General features: G+C 35.8%; 26 protein-coding genes and 1 tRNA gene. 8 read left to right on the top strand and 19 right to left on the bottom strand.

The window, feature by feature from the left end; translation table 11 throughout:
• Positions 1-4: 4 nt before the first annotated feature.
• The 10 genes from ACKI30_RS03400 to cfbD all read right to left on the bottom strand — a co-directional run bounded on the left by ACKI30_RS03400 (position 5) and on the right by cfbD (position 7962).
• A complete protein-coding gene (locus tag ACKI30_RS03400; RefSeq protein ID WP_407409897.1) occupies positions 5-796 on the bottom strand; it encodes a nitroreductase family protein in 792 nt (263 codons plus the stop codon).
• Positions 793-2007 carry an amidohydrolase family protein gene (locus ACKI30_RS03395; protein WP_407409895.1) on the bottom strand — a complete coding sequence of 405 codons (1215 nt, stop codon included), beginning with the start codon at positions 2005-2007 and terminating at the stop codon, positions 793-795. Before ACKI30_RS03395 ends, ACKI30_RS03400 begins: the two co-directional genes overlap by 4 nt.
• A 7-nt stretch (positions 2008-2014) precedes the next feature.
• A complete protein-coding gene (locus ACKI30_RS03390; protein WP_407409893.1) occupies positions 2015-2404 on the bottom strand; it encodes a DUF126 domain-containing protein in 390 nt (129 codons plus the stop codon).
• Positions 2405-2416: 12 nt separating this feature from the next.
• A complete protein-coding gene (locus tag ACKI30_RS03385) occupies positions 2417-2989 on the bottom strand; it encodes a double zinc ribbon domain-containing protein (protein WP_407409891.1) in 573 nt (190 codons plus the stop codon).
• Between the two features lie 8 nt (positions 2990-2997).
• Positions 2998-4254 (bottom strand): tRNA pseudouridine(13) synthase TruD, encoded by a 1257-nt coding sequence (gene truD, locus ACKI30_RS03380; RefSeq protein ID WP_407409889.1) that lies wholly within the window; start codon positions 4252-4254, stop codon positions 2998-3000.
• Between the two features lie 20 nt (positions 4255-4274).
• Positions 4275-4348: transfer RNA gene (locus ACKI30_RS03375), tRNA-Arg, on the bottom strand.
• 51 nt (positions 4349-4399) lie between these two features.
• Complete coding sequence (locus ACKI30_RS03370) at positions 4400-4837, bottom strand: hypothetical protein (protein WP_407409887.1); 438 nt, start codon at positions 4835-4837, stop codon at positions 4400-4402.
• Between the two features lie 91 nt (positions 4838-4928).
• Positions 4929-6293, bottom strand: coding sequence for an AIR synthase-related protein (locus tag ACKI30_RS03365; RefSeq protein ID WP_292739013.1), 1365 nt, complete (start codon positions 6291-6293; stop codon positions 4929-4931).
• Positions 6294-6295: 2 nt separating this feature from the next.
• Positions 6296-6892, bottom strand: coding sequence for an imidazole glycerol phosphate synthase subunit HisH (hisH, locus tag ACKI30_RS03360; RefSeq protein ID WP_407409885.1), 597 nt, complete (start codon positions 6890-6892; stop codon positions 6296-6298).
• Positions 6889-7962: a Ni-sirohydrochlorin a,c-diamide reductive cyclase catalytic subunit gene (cfbD, locus tag ACKI30_RS03355; protein WP_407410089.1), complete on the bottom strand. Its 1074-nt coding sequence runs from the start codon at positions 7960-7962 to the stop codon at positions 6889-6891. Before cfbD ends, hisH begins: the two co-directional genes overlap by 4 nt.
• Positions 7963-8041: 79 nt before the next feature.
• Here cfbD and ACKI30_RS03350 point away from each other — a divergent pair, with 79 nt between their 5' ends.
• Positions 8042-8440, top strand: coding sequence for a C-GCAxxG-C-C family protein (locus ACKI30_RS03350; RefSeq protein ID WP_407409883.1), 399 nt, complete (start codon positions 8042-8044; stop codon positions 8438-8440).
• 31 nt (positions 8441-8471) lie between these two features.
• Here the strand turns inward: ACKI30_RS03350 and ACKI30_RS03345 are convergent, their stop codons facing one another.
• From ACKI30_RS03345 to ACKI30_RS03315, 7 genes are all read right to left on the bottom strand, one after another.
• Positions 8472-9833 carry an MATE family efflux transporter gene (locus ACKI30_RS03345; protein ID WP_407409881.1) on the bottom strand — a complete coding sequence of 454 codons (1362 nt, stop codon included), beginning with the start codon at positions 9831-9833 and terminating at the stop codon, positions 8472-8474.
• A gap of 290 nt (positions 9834-10123) precedes the next feature.
• Positions 10124-10363, bottom strand: coding sequence for a hypothetical protein (locus tag ACKI30_RS03340; RefSeq protein ID WP_407409879.1), 240 nt, complete (start codon positions 10361-10363; stop codon positions 10124-10126).
• A 35-nt stretch (positions 10364-10398) separates the two neighbouring features.
• Complete coding sequence (locus ACKI30_RS03335) at positions 10399-10947, bottom strand: DUF2115 domain-containing protein (protein ID WP_407409877.1); 549 nt, start codon at positions 10945-10947, stop codon at positions 10399-10401.
• Between the two features lie 36 nt (positions 10948-10983).
• Positions 10984-11988 carry an SLC13 family permease gene (locus ACKI30_RS03330; protein WP_407409875.1) on the bottom strand — a complete coding sequence of 335 codons (1005 nt, stop codon included), beginning with the start codon at positions 11986-11988 and terminating at the stop codon, positions 10984-10986.
• Between the two features lie 8 nt (positions 11989-11996).
• The gene (locus ACKI30_RS03325) at positions 11997-12311 is read right to left on the bottom strand and encodes a TIGR04076 family protein (RefSeq protein ID WP_295160989.1); all 315 of its coding nucleotides are present in this window, start codon (positions 12309-12311) and stop codon (positions 11997-11999) included.
• Positions 12308-12868 (bottom strand): DUF6434 domain-containing protein, encoded by a 561-nt coding sequence (locus tag ACKI30_RS03320; RefSeq protein ID WP_407409873.1) that lies wholly within the window; start codon positions 12866-12868, stop codon positions 12308-12310. The genes ACKI30_RS03325 and ACKI30_RS03320 overlap by 4 nt, the downstream gene beginning before the upstream one ends.
• A gap of 32 nt (positions 12869-12900) precedes the next feature.
• Positions 12901-14091, bottom strand: coding sequence for a redox-regulated ATPase YchF (locus ACKI30_RS03315; protein WP_407409871.1), 1191 nt, complete (start codon positions 14089-14091; stop codon positions 12901-12903).
• A gap of 80 nt (positions 14092-14171) precedes the next feature.
• On the opposite strand from ACKI30_RS03315, the gene ACKI30_RS03310 reads away from it, so the two are divergent.
• Together ACKI30_RS03310 and ACKI30_RS03305 are read left to right on the top strand one after the other, a co-directional pair.
• Positions 14172-15041 (top strand): metallophosphoesterase, encoded by an 870-nt coding sequence (locus tag ACKI30_RS03310; RefSeq protein ID WP_407409870.1) that lies wholly within the window; start codon positions 14172-14174, stop codon positions 15039-15041.
• Positions 15038-17161, top strand: a complete 2124-nt coding sequence (locus ACKI30_RS03305; RefSeq protein WP_407409868.1) for an alkaline phosphatase family protein — start codon at positions 15038-15040, stop codon at positions 17159-17161. Before ACKI30_RS03310 ends, ACKI30_RS03305 begins: the two co-directional genes overlap by 4 nt.
• Here ACKI30_RS03305 and ACKI30_RS03300 read toward each other — a convergent pair.
• Together ACKI30_RS03300 and ACKI30_RS03295 are read right to left on the bottom strand one after the other, a co-directional pair.
• Positions 17150-18001 carry an SIR2 family NAD-dependent protein deacylase gene (locus ACKI30_RS03300; protein ID WP_407409866.1) on the bottom strand — a complete coding sequence of 284 codons (852 nt, stop codon included), beginning with the start codon at positions 17999-18001 and terminating at the stop codon, positions 17150-17152. The two genes, ACKI30_RS03305 and ACKI30_RS03300, sit on opposite strands and share 12 nt — an antisense overlap.
• A gap of 8 nt (positions 18002-18009) precedes the next feature.
• Positions 18010-18786: a protein-ADP-ribose hydrolase gene (locus ACKI30_RS03295; RefSeq protein WP_407409864.1), complete on the bottom strand. Its 777-nt coding sequence runs from the start codon at positions 18784-18786 to the stop codon at positions 18010-18012.
• A gap of 121 nt (positions 18787-18907) precedes the next feature.
• On the opposite strand from ACKI30_RS03295, the gene ACKI30_RS03290 reads away from it, so the two are divergent.
• From ACKI30_RS03290 to ACKI30_RS03270, 5 genes are all read left to right on the top strand, one after another.
• Positions 18908-19285: a winged helix-turn-helix transcriptional regulator gene (locus ACKI30_RS03290; RefSeq protein WP_407409862.1), complete on the top strand. Its 378-nt coding sequence runs from the start codon at positions 18908-18910 to the stop codon at positions 19283-19285.
• 1 nt (position 19286) lies between these two features.
• Positions 19287-19925, top strand: a complete 639-nt coding sequence (locus ACKI30_RS03285; protein WP_407409860.1) for a cobalt-precorrin-7 (C(5))-methyltransferase — start codon at positions 19287-19289, stop codon at positions 19923-19925.
• 129 nt (positions 19926-20054) lie between these two features.
• Positions 20055-22919, top strand: coding sequence for a hypothetical protein (locus tag ACKI30_RS03280; protein ID WP_407409858.1), 2865 nt, complete (start codon positions 20055-20057; stop codon positions 22917-22919).
• The gene (locus ACKI30_RS03275) at positions 22916-23098 is read left to right on the top strand and encodes a hypothetical protein (RefSeq protein ID WP_292738976.1); all 183 of its coding nucleotides are present in this window, start codon (positions 22916-22918) and stop codon (positions 23096-23098) included. Before ACKI30_RS03280 ends, ACKI30_RS03275 begins: the two co-directional genes overlap by 4 nt.
• A gap of 12 nt (positions 23099-23110) precedes the next feature.
• On the top strand, positions 23111-23449 hold the full coding sequence (locus tag ACKI30_RS03270) for a hypothetical protein (protein WP_407409856.1): 339 nt from the start codon (positions 23111-23113) through the stop codon (positions 23447-23449).
• Positions 23450-23466 lie beyond the last annotated feature (17 nt).

Raw genomic sequence — 23466 nt, 5'->3', positions numbered from 1 at the left:
CTCTCTACATATATTTAACGCTAATGTCCTTGTGAGGAACTGTTCTTTTAAATGTCTTTTTAGGATAGCCTATGATAAAAGAAGAGTACATATGCTTGTTTTTATCAATTTGAGGGAAAAATTCCATCAATTTATCATGATCAATCTCATCAGCCTTTAAAATAAATAATGAATAGAAACCGCCAAGACCTAATGAATATGCAAGCAGTTCCATACGGGTGTTTGCAATTACAGCGCTTGTCTTATCTGTTGAGAATGTCAATATCAGCTGTTGGCCCTGCCATAAGAGAGGATGATATTTTCTTGTTGAACTGTCCTTCAGGTATTCTCCCAACTGCTTTATTCTGAAAAATTCTTCCTCTTCGACTTTGATGATATCATAGACATGTTTCATAAAGTCATTTAATCTTTTGTCAAGAACAACAAATTCAACATCCTGTTCGTTTTGAGCAGACGGAGAATAATACGCTCCTTCAAATATTTTTTTAAATGTATTTTTATCAACTTTTTTCTTTTTAAACCAACGAACAGAACGTCTTCTTTTTAAAAATTCCAATAAATCACCATAACTTAAAGGGGATTCCTTGGAATTATAATCTACAATTCTACTTTCACGGCCTTTGAATATCTTAAGGGTTATTGCACCAGTTGGGCAAATCGCCATACAGTGACCGCATTCAAAACAGTTACTGCCTGTTTCATAGGCAACTTCATCGATTTCAATATTATCTCTAATGCATACAGACTTACATTGTCCACAACCAATACATTTGTCGTCATAAATCATTAATTTCATTTTAAAACATCACCATCTTGTAAAACATGCAAAATGTTATCATTAACACTTAAAACAGAAACATCATCCAAAGGATTTGAATTGACCAAAATCAAATCTGCAACATAGTTTTCTTTAACAAGTCCCAGATCATCACAGCCCAGATATTTAGCCGCATTAACAGTTCCACTAGCAATTGCTTCTTCAGGTGACATTCCAATGTCTGTTAAATGGATTAACTCCTCTAAATTATGACCATGAGGAATAACTCCACTGTCAGTGCCCATTAAAATATTGACACCCTCATCATAAGCAACGGATATGTTTTCCTTGTGAACTTTGACTATTTCTTTTAGTTTTTCTGTTTTTTCCAGTGCGTAGTTATCCCATGCGGGAAAACCATGCTCATACAAGAATTGATGTACTAATAGTGTTGGAACTAAACTAACTTCTTTTTCAACCATTCTTTGAGCAGTTTTCCTGTCAATGAATGTTCCATGTTCAATTGATGAAAATCCAGCATCAATACAGTTGTTCATTCCTTTTAGACTATGACAATGAGCTGAAACCTTCATGTCATTAGCACTGGCTTCTTTAACTATTGTCTTAAGTTCCTTTTTATTGAACTGTGCAAATTCCGGAGAAGTATTTGTTGTCAAAACTCCGCCACTGCACATTACCTTTATAAAATCAGCGCCTGCCCTTTTAACTTCACGGGTCTTTTTCAATACCTCTTCAATCCCATCGCACCTTCCTTTGGGAAAACCCGGATACATTATTTCCATGTCAAATCCTGACGGAAGCAATAAGTCAAAATGTCCTCCTGTCATGACCAGCGGAGTTATTGACAGGTGAATTTTCGGTGCCTTGAATAATTTTCTCTCCTGTGCCAATTTAAAGCTTAAATCAGCAGATCCGCAATCCCTAATTGAAGTTACACCCGCATTGATTGTTTGAAGTGAGTGAGGAACGGCATTGTAAAAATGAAGTCCCAAAGGATTTGCCATGTTTTCCTCTTTGTGAAAACCTTTTGCAAAAATGTGAGTGTGACAGTCAATAAAACCAGAAAGCAAATAGTTGTCCTCACCGTCAATAACATTAACATTATCTTTAGCGTTGATTTTGGATGAAGATATTTCCTTTATCAGATTATCTTCAATCAATACATTCTGATGAGTTTTAACATCTTCAAACGGATTTACTATATTGACATTTTCAATTAGAGTTTGCATATTATCACTACAACAGTTCTATTGTTCCGTTATCCCCATCAACTTCAACCAAGGTTCCGTTAGTTAAATCCTTAACATCACTTGGAGAGTCAACCATAGGAATATCAGACATGATAGCGCCAGTAGCAATGATAGGCTCAGCATTAAGACATATGATTGCTTTTGGAGCAGTATTGTTTTTCTTCATCTGGAAAATTACATAAGATCCAACTGTGGAACCTTTTCCTCCAGGAATAAACAGTACCTTATCTTTAATTGATTGACCTTTCAATTCATGATTAGGGTCAATGACCTGACCATTTTCAGGATTTACTCCGCCTAAAAAACTAATTGGCTCGGATGAGACAATCAGTTCCCCTTTTCCTTTTCCCTTTGCGATACTTCTACATTCAATCATAAAAATCACTGATTATAATAATTTATCTTCAACACTTTCACCATTATTCAGAGCATTTGTGGACTGAATTACATCAACTAATGCCCAAATCCAAATTACTAAGATCAATATAAATCCTACCAGCAATAAAATCAGAATAGCAGATACAACATAAGCTAATAAAAATATTGCACCCTTACGGGACAGTCCTAAATAAAAATGACCTAAACCAGGTATAATGATACTTAAAATGACAGATACAAGAACACTTTTCTCTTCTGTTGTTACGACTGAATCATATGACCTTGACCTTACCTGGGTCTTGTTTTCCAAATCATATCCGCAATTTGGACAGAATTTATAGTTACCGTCAAGCTTAAATCCGCAACTGTGACAGAATTTAGGACCATTACTTGAACTGGAAGGAATTTCCTCTTCAGTTTCCACTTCTTCAGCCACTACAGGAATTGTTTCAACAACTTCTGCTTCAACTGGTGTTGCGTCTTCAACTTCAACAATTTCACTTTTTTCAGGAAGAGCAGCTCCACAATTTTTACAGAAATTAGCATCTGGAACTTCTTTTCCACAATCCGGACAAACTACCATACTTTCACCTAAATAACATCTTTTTTCATTATTTCTCTTAAAACTGCAGTTGCATAAGAACCCTTATCTATTGAAAATTCACATAAAAGACCATCATCGGTTGGAGTTGCCTTTGTGTCCCATACCTGGAAACGCATTTGGCGTCTAAGACCGTGACTTCCTAACCTAGGCATTTTTGGAACTTCAAAATCTTGTTTTGTAATATCATATTTCTTTAAAATATCCTCTTCCATCGCACCAACTTCACCGTCTGCAAACGGCACTTTTGTACCGAACAGCGGACATGTTGGATTGGCCTTAAAGTTTGTGATTAATTCCTGATACTCTTCAACAGTTTTATCACGAACTATATTTTCTTCGGTATCAATAACTATGTCTCCTTCAATATATTTATCTATACCCATAGAGACCCTATTGCTTACGGCTTCGTTGAATAAATAAGATTGATAAGCATGCACAAACATTCTTTGAAGCGGTTTTGGAAGTGCATGGAGCGCATTCATATAATATTTATCAGTCAAATCTCCTTTTTTGGAACCCCTAATCAATTCTTTTATCATCATTTTCTCATAGCGCATTCCTTTTCCCATGAGATTAAGAGATTCTTCCAGATTTCCGTCATCATATGCCTGTCTTGCAAGTTGATTTTCCTCTGATTCATCATCCTGTGGATTTCCGATATAAGTGTCGACTGCCTTTTTTATGTCATTTTCGACCAGTGCCTTACCGACCAAATGAGTTATTGTCCTCGGCTTTCCAAATCTTTGCCATCCGAAATAATTTGGAACTCCTGTTATCTCAAGCTGGGCTAAAACTTCATTTGCAATATCTGCACTTTCCTGAATGTCATCCAAATCCTTAACTAGAATTTTGAATTTATTCCCTTTAAGCTGACCCATTCTGAGCTTTTTGCGTCCACGGACAACTTTTAAAAAATCAGTTTTGTAAATGTCAAGGCTTTCAACCTGCCTAAATTGTTCCTCTGAATCCATGTTTGCTATACAGATCCATTGACGGGTAATTGCCTTTTTGTCCTTCATTCCTGCAAAACCCATTCTTTTTCTAGAAATGTGCAAATCACGGGCAATGTCCAGTACAACATCAAGTGTGGTTCTTCCTAATTTTTCAATCCACACATAAACGTTTGGCCCTTCCCCTTCAGGAATGACTTCAGGAATTTCTTCAACGTAAAAATCTTCATATTGGTTTCTGATAGTTCCACCAATACCCTTTTGAGATGTAACATAAGTATTAGCATTTAACATAATATCACGGAAAATAACAATGCCCTGGCCGGGATTTGAACCCGGGGAATGGGATCCGCAGTCCCATGTGTTATCCAAACTACACCACCAGGGCAAACAAAATAAGATAACATATTAATATATGCCATTAATAGTATTTAAATTATTACCATACATACAATGTATACGAATAATCCCCATAGGTTCTTGTTGCAACAGATACCTCTCCTGCATTATTGTCATTACCCCTATAAGCCAGTACCTTTCCTTTCAACTTGTTATTCTCACAAAACTTGTAGTTGGCAATTTTAAAGCTGTCCAGTTTATTTTGACAGATTTCAGAAACCTCACCTATTGATTTTTTTGAATTCTTGTTTTCCTTTAAAATAGTTGAGATTTCACACAAAAACGTTTGGTCCTCAAAATCTATTTTTCCAGCCAGAACCTCCATCGTATCCTGAGCTGAAGTCAAATCGTGGGCTTCATATGAATATTCTGGAGACGGAATTGAAATTACGGTATTTACAACAAAAACAGCTACCAAAAGAATTGTGATTGCCAAAATGGCCTCGATTATGTATAAACTTCCGCTATTGTCTTTCATGAAGAAAGATTGTTATCAAAAATAAATAAAAAATAGGTAAGTGCGACATTATGACAATGCGCATTGTCACACTTTAGAAATATTTAAAAGATCAGTTTCCACGAATGTGTTCTATTACTTTTTCCTTTTTGGCAATAGCTGCATCTGAAGCCTTTTGAACCTTTTCCTTCATTTGCTCAAAGTCTTCAGGTGTTGTTTCACCAACCAGTTTTTTGATTTTAGTGTATGCAGCTTCCCTGAACAATGGAACAAGTTTCTCTTCTGTGGAATCTTCTTTTATTAAAATCGGTTCTCCTGAATTGTTAACCTCACCAATTTCAGAAATTGCAACATCATATTTGGCAACTGCCTTTTTGATGTCTCCTACAATTTCAGGAGGTGCAATCAACATCAATGAATCGGTTGAAACACCCAACGGATCAATATTCAATGTTTCAAGCATGTTCAGCACATTTGGAGCAACCATCTGTCTGATTTCCTTTTCATAAAACTCAAGACCGACGCCTGTTGTGTTTGAAATCTCATGGGCATCGCCTCTAAGACCTCCATTTGTCACATCAGTCATTGCATGAATGTCTTTTACAAGGTCCGCTTCAAACAGCGCATGTGATGCCTGAACAAAGTTAACGTTCATTGTATCCCATACAACATCAAAGAATCCATTGTAAAGTGCTGTTGTTGTAATTGTTCCTCCACCTGAACCTTCAGTTAATAAAATTACATCCCCTTCAGTTGCACCTTTTCTTGCAGTTGGCGGATAAGCTGATACTCCTACACTTCCAACCGCTGAGACAAACCTGTCTCCTAAAACCATGTCTCCTCCGACACGCAAGGTACTTCCGGCCACAATCGGAACATCTACAAGTTCTGAAACTGCAGCAACACCTGCAGTGAAGTCAAATATCTTTGCAACATCACCGTCATCTGCAAGGTGAACGTCACTTAATATTGCAACCGGGTCTGCTCCCATAACACAAACATCCCTCAGTGTTGCACGAGTTACATGAAAACCGCCTAAAAATGGATATTCACTTAATCTTGAGTGTATTCCATCAACAGCAGTTGTAATATAAACTTCATCGTTGTTGACTGGTGCTTTTACAACACCTCCATCGTCCTGTTCTGATGGGTTAACCAGTGATGCAGTGTTTGTTGATGATACGATTTCCGCTATTTTTCTGTGAACAAAAAAGTCGCCTGCTCCACGGGATCCTACACCCATTTCACCCATGAGCACATCAGCCTTATTTACACTAGCTATTTCCTTTAAAAACTCGTCATCACTTTCCTGCAATTTTAAAGTTGTTGAGACTTCGTCAATTACTGCTTTTGCCATTTCTACTGAGTTTTCTTCTGATATCTTTTTGTATTCGCGTATTCTTACTGCTAAAATTTCTGCAAGATCATTATAATCATAATCATCAATTCTAGCCCTTACAAAGCCTTCAATATCCATAATTAAATCTCCAAATTAGTAAAGTTTTTCAAAATTTTCAATCCTGCCTTTCCACTTTTTTCAGGGTGAAACTGAGTGGAAAACAAATTGTTTTGTGACAGTGATGCAACCACATCCCCGCCATATTCGCAAACTCCGGCAACAATGCCTTCATCATCCGGAATTACATGATAAGAATGAACAAAATAGAAAAATTCACCGTCAATTCCTTCAAGAATCGGTGAATCATTAATGACTTTTAACCTATTCCATCCCATATGAGGTATTTTAACACCTTCAGGAAGCAATTCAACATGCCCTTTAAACAAGTCAAGTCCTTTAACACCTTTTGACTCCTCACTTGAACTCATGAGCACCTGCTGGCCAAGGCAGATTCCTAAAAACGGTTTGTTGTCATTGACATGCTCATTAATTACATCTTCAAACGGTTTTAAGTTTTCCATTGCACTTCCGAACGCACCGACACCCGGAAGAACCAGATAATCACTGTCTGCAATGACCTGCTTATCATCGGTTATTTGATATTCGGCACCGATTTTTTTAAACCCGTTGGAAATACTTTTTAAGTTTCCGCTTTTATAGTCAATAATTGTTATCATTCGTCTAACCACCCAATAGCTGATCTAATCATTCCACCAAAGTCTGAAAATACTATCTCATCCACTCCCAAAGTTTTTGAGTGAGCGTCAAGCTCTGCAACAACATGAGTATATCCCAACTCCCTTAAAGGTTCCACCAGACGTGGACCGTCTGTCACTGCAATTGATTCTATGTCAAAATCTTCAATCGGAAATGCATGAGGAACACCGAATACAACAATCAAATCCAAGTCCTTATCTTTCAGGTATTCTGCAGCATTATTTCCAGTGATTGGATATTCATCAAGACCTCCTGTGATGAAATCAGGCTCGATATCCAATTGGTCTTTAATGTTGACCGCATGCTGCCTGATTCTTGGAAGACCAATGTTTTCATCCAGATTGGCTACAAAAATAGGTTTGTTTTCAGAGTTAATTTCATTATAGTCAAAATTGACAATATCTGCAAATAAGTATGATGTTTCCTTTTTAACATTTAAAACAAATGCCACTTTTTTATTGTCTTTTAAGGCATTTACAACAATTTTTGCAACTTTTTCCTTTGAGTCTCCGAAGTTTGGTTTGATATATTTTCCCTGTGCCATTCCACGGGTCTTTTCAACTTCAGTTGCCTTTTCCAGCATTTCAATTTGCCTGTCTGATTCTTCGCGAGGAATCACGCCGGCTTCAACTGCCGCATCCAATGCCATGATTGCCCCAACGGTATTGTCTCCTTCACCTGATCCCCCATGGGACTCGACAGGTATTACTGTACACGGCAAATCTGCAGTTTCAATTGCATCTTTTAAATCCTCACCGATAATCATACTTGCGCATGTTCCCGCAATTCCCATCAGTTCAGGTTCAAATTCATCATAGGCTTCAGTTAATGTGTCAACAAGTTTTTCACCTGCACCTAATATAAAGTCATTTTCAGACATTCCTGTAGTCACAACACGAACGCCATCGCTTTCTAAAAGCCTTGCTGTCCTAAAACAGCATCCAGTAGGCCCATGCATAACAATAACATCAACATTCATATCTCTTAATGTGTAAAGAGTGGCAGCAATTGGACTTGGTCTTGGATGTATAATTTTTATCAACTCACAAAATTTAATAAATAAATATTTTAAATTCGTTATTAATATAATTATTTAAGGAGATTGCATTATGAAACTTGACAAACAAATTCTAGAAGAGAAAATTCGCGAATACAGGACTTTCAAAAGTTGTTCTGAGTCAACCTTAATGGGACTTTGTGAAACAGCAGAAGCGGACATTACACAAAAAGAAATGGTCAAATTAGCCTGTGGATTTGCAGGCGGAATGGGTGGAACATTTGATGAAGGAACCTGCGGTGCTGTAACAGGCGCATTGATGGCAAACGGAATAATTAATGACGACCCTGCTGAAATAAAATCCAACGCAAAAGAAATATTCAATGCATTTAAGGAAGAATACGGCACAGTGCGCTGCGATATCATAAGTAAAAACGGAGAAGACAAATCCCCTTGTGTCGACTGCTGCGTATTCATCGCAAACAAAGTAGCTGACTTGCTGGATAAATAATTACTCCCTATTTTTCTTTTTTTTTCAAAAATTAATTTAAAGTGGTTTTTAGCTTTTTAATTGTGTATCTAGCATAACTATAGTTTAGAATAGATGCTAAAATCCTACCAACAGCCAAACCAGTCCAGATACCTATTAATCCCCAGCCAAATACTATTCCAAACAGGTAAGTGCAACTAACGGTAAATATTACTTCCCTTATAATTGTCCAGCAAAGACTTGTGGTTCCACGACCAATTCCCTGATAGAAAAAGCTTGAAGGCATTCCAATACCCACCAAAAGCAAACCAAATGATGCTATTCTTAAAAAATTTGTAATTTCAGGAATCAGAGGAGCTGTTTCAGGAGTATAAGCAAATATCAATGATAACTGAGGTGCAAATATTACTAAAATAAGCATTATAACCAATGCGATTGCTGTTGCAAATTTTGTACCGAATTTGTGAGTTCTGTTAAGATAATCCCAGTTTTTAGCCCCGAATGCACTGCCACTAACGGCTGCAACTGCACTACCTATTGCAGTTAAAGGCATTATTCCAAATAAATATAACCTTTGACCGGATGTGAATGCTGCAATACCATATTCACCTCCTATTGATGAAATAAACATGAGATATAAACTCATTGCAATAGACATCATCAGCATGTCCAGAGAAGAAGGAATTCCGACTTTTAAGATATCACGGGCTATTTCAGATTCAAATTTGAAGTTCCTAAAGGTTACATTAACATAAGTGTCCTTCTTGATTAAGATCCAATACATGATAACACAGGCGGAACCAACGGAACTTACAATGGTTGCAAGAGAAGCACCTGCTGAACCCAAATTCAAGACATAAATAAACAGGGGATCCAAAACGAAATTTAAAACAACAGAGACAATCATCGCATACATTGCCCTTTTCATATCACCTTCACCACGAAGAACACCGCTTCCTCCATTAGCAAATATGAAAGCGAACAAACCTAAAAACAATGGAGTACCATACTTAATACCCTCAACCAATGACTGACCGCTTGCACCATATGTTTTAAGCAATGGCTCCTGAATTACAAGCAAAAGTACTGTTAATATTATGGAGGCTATTAAAAATATCAAAAGAGAGTGTGTTGCAGATTTGCTGGCCCCTTCATGGTTTCTTGCACCAACAGCACGAGCAATACTGCTTGTTGCACCATTTCCAAGACCTACACTTACACCATTCAAAATCATGAATATCGGTGTTACAAATCCTATTCCAGCAATAGCTGCCTGACCTAGTCCAGCCACCCAAATTCCGTCGACGATATTGTATGATGCTGTCAAAAGCATAGATATCATAATTGGAATTGCAAGTTTTCGAACTGCTATTTCAGGCTCTCCCCTCATCAATTCAACATTTTTATTAGCCATTATAATCTCCCATTAATAATTTGATTTTTCACAGATATATACTATCACAAAATATTGAAGATGCAATTTATTAAATGTTATTTAACTTGAAAATATTGAATAATTTTAACTGACATTGACATTAACGGCAAGCATTTTGAAAAATAAATCTAAATAAAAATTAGGATGTATATCCATGAATAAAAATCAGCTGAAAAACATGAAAAGTCAAATGTTAATGTCACAATACATTTAAAAAAAAAATATCGGAAGTGCAAAACCTTTGGAAATGCACTTCAAAATCTAAGCACTTATTGCATACTCATTCCTAATGCTGCAAGACCTACGGTTGCAGAAAGTACGAAGAACAAAATGATAAATGCCACAAGTGACAAGATTATTATAATTTTAGAGTGTAAATTGATAAATGAATCTTCTTTTTTCCAGAAATACAAAATTAACCCATATGCAAAACCTATAGGGAAACCTTGGAAAATAGCAAGAATATATCCAATAATTACTAAAATCAAGTTAGTGTTATCCTCAGCCATTGTTTCACCTCCTAAACATTATATACCTAAATTAATTAAAATTCCAACTGTTCTGCAATGCACATTTTACATACTGCATTTGGAGATTCCAGATTAGCATCCTTAACCGGACAATAGAATTTTCCGTCGTGCTCTTCAACATATAAAGAGCCTGGAAACGGAGTACCAACCGGATGAATCGGTTCTTCAAGTATGAAAGTAGTATAAATGGAAATGATTCCATAAATTAAAGGAAACTTTGTTTTGGAAGTTACTGATTCATTGATATGATATGATTTCAATGTAGCGATTGCATCAATGAACTCATCTTTATCAATGTCGTGTTCATAGGAATTATTGTCACTGTGAACATCCTTAATACGGCCTAAAAAGTATTTCACATAAACCCCATGACTTTTATGCTTGTAATTCTCCTGGACATATTTGTTCTCTTCAATCATCTCAGCATTAACAGCCATTAAATCAAATACAGAGATAGTGCCCGAATATTTCTTTAAAATATCCAGAACAGAGTCTGTAGAAATGCTTTCCTCATTTGAAACGACGTTTGAAAAATCATCATACATCCTTAAAGAGTCATTCATAAACATAATATTGAACTTGAAAAATTAAATAGTTTTCTAATTAAGTAAAAAATATGTAACAGATAATATAATCAGTAAAATAACATTTAAAACTGTAAATATCAACAGATATCTGGTTTTAAACTGCCCACATTCCTTTGCAAGAATTTTATATGAAATCAAATTAGCCATGGAGGCAATGAGTGTTCCGAACCCACCAATATTGATTCCTACTATAATGGCTTCATAATTGCTGCTGAAACCGCTGAGCAGAATTGCAGCAGGAACATTAGAAATCACTTGAGATGCAACAACACCCCATAAAACCTCATTACCAATAATAAACTGCCTAAACAAAGAATTGAAAAACGGAATGTTTTCAAGATTGCCTATTAAAATAAATAAAGCGATGAAAGTTAAAAGCAAATAATAATCAACACCACATAAGACCTTTTTCAAAAAGTTTTTAGTATCAACAGTAATTTCAGACATCTTTGGCAAATAAATACTCTCTCTTGGAATTAGAAACAATAGAATTGCTAAAAATACCAATGATGCTGCAATATACGGCAAAAGTATTAAGAAAAATGATTCAAATGGAATATTGGATACGGTAAACATCACGATATTGTGCGGGGCGCCAATAGGAAGAACCATACACCCAACATTGGCTGCAATGGTCTGGAGAGAAACTGTCAAAATTACTAAATCCAATCTACCAACCTTATTTAGGGCCAATATTGCAAATGGAACAAAAATTATCAGTGAAACATCATTTGTTATAAATATTGAGCTTAAAAAGCAGGCAAACACCAAAACCAAAACAAGCTGACAGGTGTTGGAAATTTTGGACAATAATTTCCTGACCACCATCTCAAAAATTGACAAGTTTTTAAGAATTTCGACAATAATCATTATTGCAAAAAGCAGCAGTATTGTATCCCAGTTGATATAATTTAAGTAATTAACATTCGGTTGTACAAAAAAACAGGAAATAAACGCTAAAATTAATGATATTGAAAATACAGTTTCGTTTTTAAAAAAATCAATAACTTTAGCCATAATATCAATCAATCTGCATCTTCATCCATTGTTTCCAAAAGAAAGCTTACAGGTCTGAAACCGTCATTGCAGGATATCATTGCTGATTTTTTGTTCTTCATCCATCCGCCATAGAAATCCTCTGCACCATTGGCCAAACCCATTACAAAAGCAGATAAACTTTCCCATGCACTGTCACAGAATCCTTCAGGCTTTTGCCATCCGTTTGCAATGAAAATCTGACCTTCCTCAACATCACACTCATGTTCCAACGGATTTTCATATTCTTCAATCAAATCATCGTGCCTTACCTTTCTCATGACAGTAATCTTTACCTTTTTCATCGCAATGCCTCCAAATCACTTTCCTCATACTTGTTATGACCTTTAATAGATTTTTTGTATTTCCAACATTTAATAGCATCATCCAATGACTTGCCATCATTGTTTTCAAAGAAATCCCTAATATATTGATTGTATTGAAATTGTTTATCTATTTTGGTTTTCTCGCCCGAATTTTGAATTTCAAAATATGCCTCAATAGCATCAGCATATGTTTTGTCGGGATTTGATTTTAACCATTTTTGAAACTTGACCTTGAACTTGAAGCCTTTACCGATTTCACGCTCAAAAAATGCCCTTTTATCTTCACTGCACTTGAAATTTTCACCGAGCTTTGAATCAAGTGAAATTTCAGATAAAGAATCATTGCGAATTTTTTTAACATGAACTTCTTTTAACTCTTCACCAGTAGCCAGATAATGAATAATCCTTTTTTCTAAATCCTGTTTTGATCCGCTTACATTTAAACCTTCGGCCCTGCAGAAATCTTTCAATTCCTCTTTTAAAAAATAGTAGTCCTTAAATTCCTCTGGATTTAAATTTCGAGTTAATTTAACCATGAAAATCTTAAAAATAAAAAAAAGTAGAGGATTTAACCTCTTGTTACAATACTGATAATGTCCCCGTCCTGCAGCTCATAATCACTGGCCACACGCATTTTTTTCCTTGCATCGACTGCATGCATGAACTTATCACCAATATCAGTGTGTACGATATAAGCCAATTCCTTAGGTGTTGAACCTTTAGGAACCAAAAATCCGTCAGGAAGGACATTGCCCTTTTGGTCAGTGTATTTGTTTTCATCCTGAACAGGATAAACAACAATTTGGTCAAGCAAGTCGAATATAGCATAGTTTAAAGCTTCCTGAACACCGGTGCTTCCATAAACATCCAAAATGTTTGTCTGAATATATTCCAAACCGTTACGTTGTGCATCGGACAATTCTTCAGGTTTTAATATTTCAAAATGGTCTTCACCAGACATATAACTGATTAATCCACTTTCAGCCGCCTTTACAAGTGCAAGTTCTGAACCTGCAGAAGTTGGAATTACATTCGGATATTTTTCCTTGATTCTTTTGATGTTTTCAGCGGAAGTCGGCAAGTCAGCCTTGTTTGCAATAATCATCATAGGTTTTGCAATGTGTAAAATGTTACGGGTTAACTCAATTAAGTCTTCCTCTTCCCATTTGTTGTAATCAGGTTCTACTGTTCTTTTAGCTTCGATAATATCCTCAATAGCTATTCCAGTACCTGAAAGTTGGTCAAACAGTACTTTTGAAATGTCAAGGTGTTCCGCACCCACTTTTCTTATAAGTCTGACCCAATTTTTAGATAAAATTCCATACATCCACATTACTATCTCATTTTCCAGAAATTCCAAATCCTCAAGTGGATCATGGCTTCCAGCATCAACAGGATTTCCTTCAAGATCTGTTGAACCTGATGCATCAATAACATTAATAAATACTTTAGCTTGCATTAAATCATCTAAAAATTTATTACCTAATCCTTTTCCTTCGTGTGCTCCAGGAACTAGTCCTGCAACATCTATCATTTCAATTGGAAGCAATCTTTTTCCATCGACACATATTGAGTTGTGCGGATTGCATGTCACACCTAACTCCTGACATGGACAATCTTTAATTACATGAGCAACCGCTTTATTGGCATCAATTGTTGTAAAAGGATAATTTGCCATTTCCACAGCAGATGCAGTTGCTGAATTGAAAAAAGATGATTTTCCTACATTTGGTTTTCCACAAACTGCAATTTGAAGCATAATAATCACTTTATAAATAATAACATCTTAATGTATGTAATTGAAATTATAAATAGTTTCAGAAAGTAATAGTAATAACAATGAAAGATGAAGATATTGAACGGCCACAGGCAATGAAAATTCGTCAAGGCATTCAGGATGCAATGACATATTCCCTACCGGACAAGAAATTTAATCCAAAAAATATTGATTTAGTGGAAATTGACATTGAATTAGAGGATTTAGGCTGGAATTTCAACAATTTCAGGATTTTAAATCTAACCGACATTCATTTGGGCCAATGGATCAATCCGGAATACCTAAATGACTTAACCGACTATGTCAACACATTAAACATTGATTTGATAACCCTTACAGGAGATTACTTTTCATATGTTATTGAAGGGTATGAAAAATCCCTGAAGGAATCCTTCAAGAAACTGCATGCCCCTTACGGCAAGGTAGGCGTTTTGGGAAATCACGACCATTGGATGAGCGCAGCCAAAATCAGAGAAATCTTTAAAAATTCAGATGTTGTTGACTTAAGCAATGATGTCATTACCCTTAAAAAGGATGACGATTGTCTTAATATCTGCGGCGTTGACAGCTGCACTGTTTGTGCGGACAATCTTGACAAAGTCATTGCCAAAATGCCTAAAAACATCCCAAGCATATTGCTTGCCCACGAACCTGATTTTGCAAAGGAATCTTCACAGACAGGATTTTTTGACTTGCAAATTTCAGGCCATTCACATGGAGGGCAATTTATCATTCCTAAATTTGAAACAACACCATTCAGAGGACCCAACTCAACAAAATATCCGGTCGGACTATACAAAGTCGGAGACATGATTCAGTACACAAGCAAAGGACTTGGAACCAACTCATTCAGAGTTAGAATTAACTGCAAACCGGAAATAACAATTATCACATTAAAAACAACCAAAAAACATAAAATTGAGATAGAATGATTAAAAACCGATTAATTTCATCATTGAGGACAATAATCACCACCGCATTGTACATATTAGGCGGTGCCATCTCAGTTTATGCAGTGGATTATATCAGCACCGATTTTACCGTTGGACCATGGTATAATGCATTCATCCTCGTCATAGCTGTTGCAATTGCAAATGCACTTCTCTGGCCAATATTCAGACGCTTCCTGATGAAAATAATCATATTTACTTTAGGTATAGGATCAATATTTCTTAACTCAATAATTTTTTATATAGCATCTTTATTTATCCCCGGTGTTTCAATGGGAGTTTACGGAGTCCTGCAAGTTACAATCGTAATGGCAATAGCCACCACCTTCATTTCACACATTACAAACACCAATTACTACGACAGATACCTGAAAAACATTTTAAGATATGCATTAAAGCAAAAAACTGCATATAAAAAGAGATATCCTGGAGTTATTATGCTTGAAATTGATGGCCTTTCAATAAATATCCTTAAAAAAGCTATTGAAAGGGGCATGATGCCAAACATTAAACACTGGATAGATGACAAGTCACACACCCTGAAAGGCTGGGAAACAGATTTGTCCTCACAGACCGGATCAAGTCAGGCAGGAATTCTTCATGGGAATAACGAGGACATTGTAGCCTACAGATGGATTGAAAAAGAAAACAACAATCAACTCGTAGTTTCCGGAAAATTAAGCGATGCACCTGAAATAGAAAAAAGAATCAGCAATGGTGAAGGACTGCTTGTCAACGGCATCAGCATTGCTAACATGTTTTCAGGAGACAGCAAGATTCCGACATTAACATCCTCCCAATTAAACGGCATGAAAAACCTTTACAACAAAACATTGAACGCAGTGTTTTTAGACGCATACAACTATCAAAGACTAATAGTATTATTCTTATGGGACATAGTCTTAGAGTTAAAGTCCCAAATAGTCCATTATGTGAAAAACATACAGCCAAGACTTAGAAGAACAATTGTTTATGCTGCAGTCAGGGCAGGAGCTAATATAGCTTTAAGGGAAGCCACAACCGATGTTTTAACAAGTGAAATACTGACAGGCAATATTGACACCGCTTATGCAACATACATGGGATACGATGAAATAGCCCACCACTCAGGAGTTGAGGACGATGATGTTTGGAAAGCATTGAAATATATTGACTTCCAATTTTCAAAAATAACCTCCGCAATTGAGATGAGTGACAGGGATTATGAAATAGTAGTTCTATCCGACCACGGACAATCCAAAGGCGCCACCTTTAAACAGAGATATGGAATGACCTTAGGAGATTACGTTAGAAAATTCCTTCCAGACGACATGCTGATATTTAAAACAGAATACAATATTGACCACTTTAGAGATGCAGTTATTCCGGAAAATAAACAGATTAGAAATATTAAGGACACATTTGGAAATATTCGTGACGATTTATTCGAAGATTTGAAATCTCTCCAGGACATTAAGGATGAAGTTGATAAAATAAAGCCTGCAATCATATTTGAAAATGAAAAATACAAAAACTTACGGGACAGATATGCAAATAGCCTGGATTACATCAGCAAATATGAAAGTGAAGAACAAAGCACTGAAAAAGTAAAGGACTCAGAACTGATTGTTCTAGGTTCAGGCAACTTAGGCCTAATTTATCTAACCCAATGGAGCCAACGCCTTAATTATGAGGAAATAGTAATGTTATTCCCTGATTTGATACCGGGTCTTGTAAAGCACTCAGGAATCGGGTTCATTTTAGTAAATTCAATATCCCACGGAGGAATGGTCATAGGGCAAGACGGAATATACTACCTGGAAACCGATGAGATAATCGGAGAAAATCCTCTCAAGGGCTTTGGAGAAAATGCTGCAAAACACCTTAAAAGACAGAATTCCTTTAACAACATGCCGGACATTTTAGTGAATAGCTTTTACGATGAAAAATATGATGAGGTATGCGCATTTGAAGAGCTGATAGGATCCCATGGAGGATTGGGCGGTGACCAAACCAAACCATTTATTTTATATCCTTCCAAATGGGAAGATCCTAGCGATTTGATTGGTGCAGAATCAATATATAAATTCTTAAAAAAAGAAATAGAGAATTTAAACTCTTGAAAGCCAATAGTCAAAAATCTCTGATATATCTTCATCAAACCCTATTGTTTTATCCTTATTTTCAGGTATTGGCTGAGGATAGTCCTTATTCAATCTAATCAATGTAGTGTTCGGATAGTTATAAGTCATCTGTTCAAATGGATATCTTATAATTCCAGGAGTGTTGAATCCAACACCCAATTCCAAAAATACGATGTTTTTGTTTTCATCGACATGATTTAAATAATCAGAATATCTCCTGTTCATTTCATGCCATTTCGCATCCTCGACAAACAGATTATCCTTTCTCAGGTTCAAGTCCATTTCAGCACCACAAACAGGACATTTAGGTATTAATTCTGTTGGTATCCTGAAGTTTCTTGTCTTTTCCACCCATTCGAAAACCTGATTCCTATTCGGATACAATTTATCATGACAGGGTACACTGCACTGCAGTAGGCCATAATCCCCTTGAGTGGCGAAAATTCTCTCATCGTCAAAGCCGTTAATCCAGAACTGGGACTCTACATTGGTGGTCAATACAAAATAATCCTTGTCTTCCACTAATTTTAATAATTTCTGATAAACATCAGTTTTGCCTACATCATACCTGTTTGCAAAAATGTGAAGCGCCCAGTAAGCCCATTTCTCTTCGGATGTTTTAAATGGGTAAAATCCTGATGAGTACATGTCTGTGAAATTATACTCTTCAATAAAATCCTTGAAATATCTTTCAAACCTCTCTCCTGTGTATTCGATGCCCGCAGCAGTTGAAAATCCTGCACCTGCACCGACAAGAATATAATCAGCATTATCTATAGCTTCGTAAGCTTTATCTAATCTTTGTACAAAACGTTCCATCCTATCACCTAAAATAATAATCTTTTATAGATTGAATAATCATCATCTGTAAACACGTTGAAAATCACATGATTTAAAGTGGTTTCATTGTTTTCCAAATATTCCCCAACAGTTCTAACAGCAATTTCCGCAGCCAATTCCTGAGGAAAATTGAACACCCCAGTTGAAATGCAGCAGAATGCAATGGATTCAAGTTCATTATAGCTTGCTATTTCCAAACAGGACCTGTAGCAACTGGCCAATGCTTCACAATCTTCGTCGGAAGGTTTTAAACCCTGAGGAATGGCAGGTCCAACGGTGTGAATAACATATTTTGAAGGCAGGTTATATGCTCCTGTGATTTTTGCCCTGCCGACTTCCTCATCCTCATTTTGCATTTTCATAATCTTGTTGCACTCATCCCTCAGCTGAACACCTGCCGCTGAGTGAATAACATTGTCAATGCAGTTGTGAAGAGGAATAAAGCAACCCAATAACTTTGAATTTGCCGCATTAACTATTGCATCCACTTTTAATGTTGCAATATCACCCTGCCAAAGCATCAATTTGCCGTTGGCCTCTTTAATATCCCCAACAGAAGTCAAGTCTTTATTTAATGTTTCATTGGTTAAAAAATCATCCTGAACTTTTAAAAATTCATCAGACACTTTGGAAGGCATTCTAACGTTCATCAATGCACGAAGCAAATTTCTTTTATCCGGATAATTCTGCGGAATTTCAATTGGTTCCGCTCTTTCTTCAATTAAGTAATTTATTAAAAAATCCAATTGTTCGCGTGTATTCATCTAATCCCTCCTAATTCAGTTAATATTAATTTAATTTCAGTATTTAAATGATTTTTGTAACTTTTAGGAAACCGTGTAACCAAAAAGTAACTATAAATAATAATTTAATCAAAATATGACCATGGATAGCGAAAATATAGTTTGCCCTGTTGATCAGACATTGAACCTGATTAATAAAAAGTGGAGTGTTCAAATCATAAGGGACATGTTCTTTGGCAAAAAACATTTCAAGGAATTTAAAGAAAGCAACCCCAAATTAAGCAATAAAGTCCTATCAAACTGCTTAAAGGATTTGGAAAAAAATGGCTTGATTGAAAAACATGTTTTGGATACAACACCGGTGACAACAGAATATTACCTAACTGAATACGGCAAATCACTGAATAAAATAATATACGAACTCGCTATGTTTACGCTCAAACGTGAAGATTCTTATTCAGAGGAAATAAGAAATGATTTAAAGAAAAGTTTTAAGGAAACATTGAATATTGAGGATTAACATGACTGGTAAAATTTATATTGTCGGAATAGGACCTGGTGCAAGCGAATATTTGACCAAAAAAGCTATTGACACAGTCAAATCAAGTGACTATACTGTCGGAAGCACCCGTGCAATTGACCTGTTTGATGACGTGGCGGGAAAAATTGCATTTAATGTAAAGGATTTATTGGACAAGCTTGAAGAAGGTGTTCAACTAGCCTGTGACGGAAATACAGTTTCAATATTGTCAACAGGAGATCCGGGTTTTTCAGGCGTTTTAAATACTGTTTTGAGAATCTCCGGTGAAAAGGACTTCCCAAAGGAAAATATTGAAGTGATACCTGGAATAAGTTCACTGCAGCTTGCGGCTGCAAAATGCCACATCCAATGGGATAACGCCAACGTGATGACATTTCACGGAAGAGAAAACATAGAAGACATCCTACCAGTAATCAACAATGGAAGAGTGACCATAGCTCTCCCATCACGTAAGGTTAAGGATATGGCCCAGTTCCTTTTGGACAACGGTGTTGAACCGGACAGGAAAGTTGTCGTCTGTGAGCGCCTAAGCTATCCCGATGAAAAAATTGTGGAGTCCAATTTAAAAGATATTGCTCAGAGTGAATTTACCTATATGTGCATTATTGTCATATATTAGAGTTATTTACTCTTAAAATTCATTTTAAAAGTCATTTACTATTTAATTTTAAAAATAAAGTTCATATATTAAGTATTTCATACTTTAATTGTTGATTTTAATTAAAAATTGACAATTAAGGTAGATATTATGAATGCAAAAATAAACACCATATGTTTTGTTTTCATATTGCTCTTTTTAATTTCTGCAGTTTCGGCTGCAGACAATGAAAATGAAACATTGCAACAAATTCAACCGGAATCCCAGGAGGATTTGACTACATTAAGCGTATCAAACAATGATGTTCAAAACATTGAAAAATTAAGTGCAACACAGACTGTCGAAAAGAAAAAGGTCACTTTAAGCGCTCCTGACGTTAAAATGCATTACAAGGATGGAAGCAAATTTACGGTGACTTTAAAATACAAAAAGAAAGTTATCGCCAATGCAAAAATACAGATTAATATCAATGGTCAAAGTTTTACAAAAACAACCGACAAGACCGGAAAGGCATCAATTAACCTCAATTACAAGAGCGGAACATATACTGTCCTAAGCATCTGCAATGGAAACAGTGAATTTGAAGGTGCCACAGCCAAAAGTACAGTAACGATTAAAAGTACAATAAAATGCGGCGATTATTCAAAATACTATAAGAATACTGGAAAATACTCCTCGACATTTTATGACAAAAAAGGAAAACTTCTGAAAAATACCGCCATAAAATTCAAGTTAAACGGCAAAACCACATCAGTTAAAACCAATAACAAAGGAATTGCGACACTGGCAATAAACTTAAAGCCCGGAAAATATTCCATCGTCGTCACCAATCCCAAAACTACTGAAAGCTTAACAAGGACAGTTACGGTAAAATCGTTAATCGTTGCAAATGACCTGACTTTTAACGAGACTCAAAAGGCAAAATTCAATGTTAAAATCCTAAACAGCTACGGCAAAGCCTCACCCAACAAAAAGGTTACACTGAAAGTAAACGGAAAAACATATACTAAAACCACAAATAAAAACGGTATAGCAACATTGGATTTAAGTTTACAAAATGGCAAATACACAATAACAACACAATACTCCGATTTAACTGTTAAAAATAAAATAACTGTCAATAAAGCGATAAAACCCAGTAGATATACTCATTCAATTTTTATTCCGGATTATGTCAATGTTACCCTGAACCATGTGTTTGAAAATTCAGTTTACACAATAAAATCCGGATTAAACGGAATCATAAAAATGCCTAAAAATGAGATCTTCACCGTGCAGATTGGAGATAAAAGTTACCTGTTTTCAAATACCCGAATTGAGGGCATTACTTCCACATTGATAGGCTATAAATACCACTTAATACCTTTAGACGGAAGCGGAGTGAAAAGTGACACTAACAGAAGCAATCTAAAAGAAAACGGAATCGTCATTTCAAAAACTAAAGGATTTACCCAAATAGACTACCAGTCAAACACCAAGGACAATGTGGAACTCTTCGGATTTTATGCAGACAAAGGCCTTCAAAACAGCGAAACATTCACATATATGCAAAACGACAAGATAATGGCAAAAGTTAATGTAATGACACAAAGCTATGATGAAATGGGCGTGAAATACAGCCTATCAAAATTCTATCAGAAAACTATCTACGACTTTAACTACAAAAGCTATGATGAGATTACAAACCATAATACCAATTCCATCCGATTTACAAACACCAACACTCCAGTGACATTTACATATTTCGGACGCAGCATTGAAGGATATGTATCCAAAGAGGATATCATTACAAAATTTTTTGTAAATGGTGAAAAGCTTGAAAAAGGAGAAACAATCAGCTATGGATTAGCTGACAAATACAGGAAAACACTGGGTTTTGAGGTATTGCAGGCATACAGCATAATCAATGATAAAATAACTCCTGAACTCTTGAAGAGTTGGGTAAATAAAAACAATCTTTATTTAAACCGTTTTGGAGTCATGAATGTTTATGGCATGCATTTGGCATCCCTTGAAACCACATGGCTTGCAGACAAAATAGCAGATGAATATGCCGGCCAATTTGCAGTAACATGGAATCGTGGAGATACATTGACAATACTTGGAGGAATAAATCTGGACGATACCTATCTGAATGTTTTAGATTCAGATATGGGAATGTCAGTTAAAGGAAATAAAGACAATGTGAGTTTATTCAGGTTAATGAATTCACTTCAGCTGCCAAATATTGAGGAATATTGCCTTGAAGAAATTTCAACAAGATTCATGAACACAACAACCAATTCACAGGACAATATCCTCATGGCAATAGCTAACGGCAAAACCAGCATAGTGCAATTCGGTGAAATGCTATACCTGTTTGCTGAAGATGGAAGCAATTCCGCCATTGTGCTCAATACCAGCAGCGGAGTTTCAAGTGTAATTCATTCGCATAATGGTGCAACCTATAAGGGTTCATCGATTGCCACAAGCTGTGACTGCTGCAGCGTTGGAATAATTCCTAAAGACATCATATCCGGAATAAAAACTGCATTGAATATTCTAACGCCCATAAAAGGATTCTATGAAATAATAAATCAAATACACCCTCTAAGCAAAATATTATATAAGATTTCAACATTCATTGCAGGAAAAGTGGTTCCAGGCGCTACAAAATCTTTTTTAAGTCTTTTAGGATCAATGGTTTTCATACAGCAAATGGGTGTTGATGCAAGAAACGAATTTATTGACGAAAAGGATTGGCACATTGTCATGGATACCATAACGTTCACACGTCCGGGATACCAGCAGGACAAAAAGGTGTATAACATCCCAAACAATAAGGGCGGATATGACTACATTGAAGTTGAAATCAATAGTGACCTCAGTTTAAATAGAAATAACGCAATATATATAAGTGATGGACAAACAAAGAAATTAACAAAGTCTGAAACATACAAGTATTTCAGTGATGAAAGTTGGTCACCGTTCAGCATGCCAACAAAATACTGGGATAAAAGCTGGAAGATATCATGAAACTAATAGAATATTTTAAGGAAGAACCGCTGGCGATTGAAATATTATACATCATATTCATCGTGTGCCTCATTTACGAGTTTATTCTGATATTCATGGATAAGCAGCTGAATCTGTCAATGTCCACACTGATGTTATTTATAATATTTGCAGTTACCGTCCACAACTTGAAAAACTAGGTAGGTGATTTAATGAACAGAACTGAAATGATATTTATGATTGCAGTAACAGCAATACTGCTCATATGTGTCGCAACAATGCCGCAATATTTCTTCATATTTGTATTTTTACTGGCTTTGGCTTTAATTGTTATTGCAATGTCCCTTTTAGCAAAATACAGGCAAAAATATGAAAACAGGAAATTATCTTTGATATTTTGCATATTGGCAGTGATACTTTTCATAATATACTTTGTAAATTCCGTTTACTTCGACTTTACAAATAAGGGTTCGACAGGTGATAGCCTACTGCTATTGGCGTTGTTTATAATTTCAATATGCCTTGGATGGTTTTTTGAAAAAAATGATTAAAAGTTAAAATAATAATT

Source organism: Methanobrevibacter sp. (assembly GCF_045539575.1).
Classification (GTDB): Archaea; Methanobacteriota; Methanobacteria; order Methanobacteriales; family Methanobacteriaceae; genus Methanocatella.
The sequence above is the reverse complement of the archived record's forward strand: the minus strand, read 5'-3'. Positions and strand labels throughout refer to the sequence as shown.

What these genes read in the sequence shown, in the direction of transcription:
- hisH (WP_407409885.1), bottom strand. Translation starts at nt 6,892, where the DNA reads ATGATAACAATTATTGACTATAAAAGCGGAAACTTAAAAAGTATTTCC.
- ACKI30_RS03270 (WP_407409856.1), top strand. Translation starts at nt 23,111, where the DNA reads ATGAACAGAACTGAAATGATATTTATGATTGCAGTAACAGCAATACTG.
- ACKI30_RS03345 (WP_407409881.1), bottom strand. Translation starts at nt 9,833, where the DNA reads ATGGCTAATAAAAATGTTGAATTGATGAGGGGAGAGCCTGAAATAGCA.
- ACKI30_RS03285 (WP_407409860.1), top strand. Translation starts at nt 19,287, where the DNA reads ATGACTGGTAAAATTTATATTGTCGGAATAGGACCTGGTGCAAGCGAA.
- ACKI30_RS03385 (WP_407409891.1), bottom strand. Translation starts at nt 2,989, where the DNA reads ATGGTAGTTTGTCCGGATTGTGGAAAAGAAGTTCCAGATGCTAATTTC.
- ACKI30_RS03390 (WP_407409893.1), bottom strand. Translation starts at nt 2,404, where the DNA reads ATGATTGAATGTAGAAGTATCGCAAAGGGAAAAGGAAAAGGGGAACTG.
- ACKI30_RS03330 (WP_407409875.1), bottom strand. Translation starts at nt 11,988, where the DNA reads ATGGCTAAAGTTATTGATTTTTTTAAAAACGAAACTGTATTTTCAATA.
- ACKI30_RS03310 (WP_407409870.1), top strand. Translation starts at nt 14,172, where the DNA reads ATGAAAGATGAAGATATTGAACGGCCACAGGCAATGAAAATTCGTCAA.
- ACKI30_RS03400 (WP_407409897.1), bottom strand. Translation starts at nt 796, where the DNA reads ATGAAATTAATGATTTATGACGACAAATGTATTGGTTGTGGACAATGT.
- ACKI30_RS03280 (WP_407409858.1), top strand. Translation starts at nt 20,055, where the DNA reads ATGAATGCAAAAATAAACACCATATGTTTTGTTTTCATATTGCTCTTT.
- ACKI30_RS03365 (WP_292739013.1), bottom strand. Translation starts at nt 6,293, where the DNA reads ATGGATATTGAAGGCTTTGTAAGGGCTAGAATTGATGATTATGATTAT.
- ACKI30_RS03325 (WP_295160989.1), bottom strand. Translation starts at nt 12,311, where the DNA reads ATGAAAAAGGTAAAGATTACTGTCATGAGAAAGGTAAGGCACGATGAT.
- ACKI30_RS03275 (WP_292738976.1), top strand. Translation starts at nt 22,916, where the DNA reads ATGAAACTAATAGAATATTTTAAGGAAGAACCGCTGGCGATTGAAATA.
- ACKI30_RS03295 (WP_407409864.1), bottom strand. Translation starts at nt 18,786, where the DNA reads ATGAATACACGCGAACAATTGGATTTTTTAATAAATTACTTAATTGAA.
- ACKI30_RS03370 (WP_407409887.1), bottom strand. Translation starts at nt 4,837, where the DNA reads ATGAAAGACAATAGCGGAAGTTTATACATAATCGAGGCCATTTTGGCA.
- ACKI30_RS03395 (WP_407409895.1), bottom strand. Translation starts at nt 2,007, where the DNA reads ATGCAAACTCTAATTGAAAATGTCAATATAGTAAATCCGTTTGAAGAT.
- truD (WP_407409889.1), bottom strand. Translation starts at nt 4,254, where the DNA reads ATGTTAAATGCTAATACTTATGTTACATCTCAAAAGGGTATTGGTGGA.
- ACKI30_RS03350 (WP_407409883.1), top strand. Translation starts at nt 8,042, where the DNA reads ATGAAACTTGACAAACAAATTCTAGAAGAGAAAATTCGCGAATACAGG.
- ACKI30_RS03305 (WP_407409868.1), top strand. Translation starts at nt 15,038, where the DNA reads ATGATTAAAAACCGATTAATTTCATCATTGAGGACAATAATCACCACC.
- ACKI30_RS03340 (WP_407409879.1), bottom strand. Translation starts at nt 10,363, where the DNA reads ATGGCTGAGGATAACACTAACTTGATTTTAGTAATTATTGGATATATT.
- ACKI30_RS03335 (WP_407409877.1), bottom strand. Translation starts at nt 10,947, where the DNA reads ATGAATGACTCTTTAAGGATGTATGATGATTTTTCAAACGTCGTTTCA.
- ACKI30_RS03290 (WP_407409862.1), top strand. Translation starts at nt 18,908, where the DNA reads ATGGATAGCGAAAATATAGTTTGCCCTGTTGATCAGACATTGAACCTG.
- ACKI30_RS03320 (WP_407409873.1), bottom strand. Translation starts at nt 12,868, where the DNA reads ATGGTTAAATTAACTCGAAATTTAAATCCAGAGGAATTTAAGGACTAC.
- ACKI30_RS03315 (WP_407409871.1), bottom strand. Translation starts at nt 14,091, where the DNA reads ATGCTTCAAATTGCAGTTTGTGGAAAACCAAATGTAGGAAAATCATCT.
- ACKI30_RS03300 (WP_407409866.1), bottom strand. Translation starts at nt 18,001, where the DNA reads ATGGAACGTTTTGTACAAAGATTAGATAAAGCTTACGAAGCTATAGAT.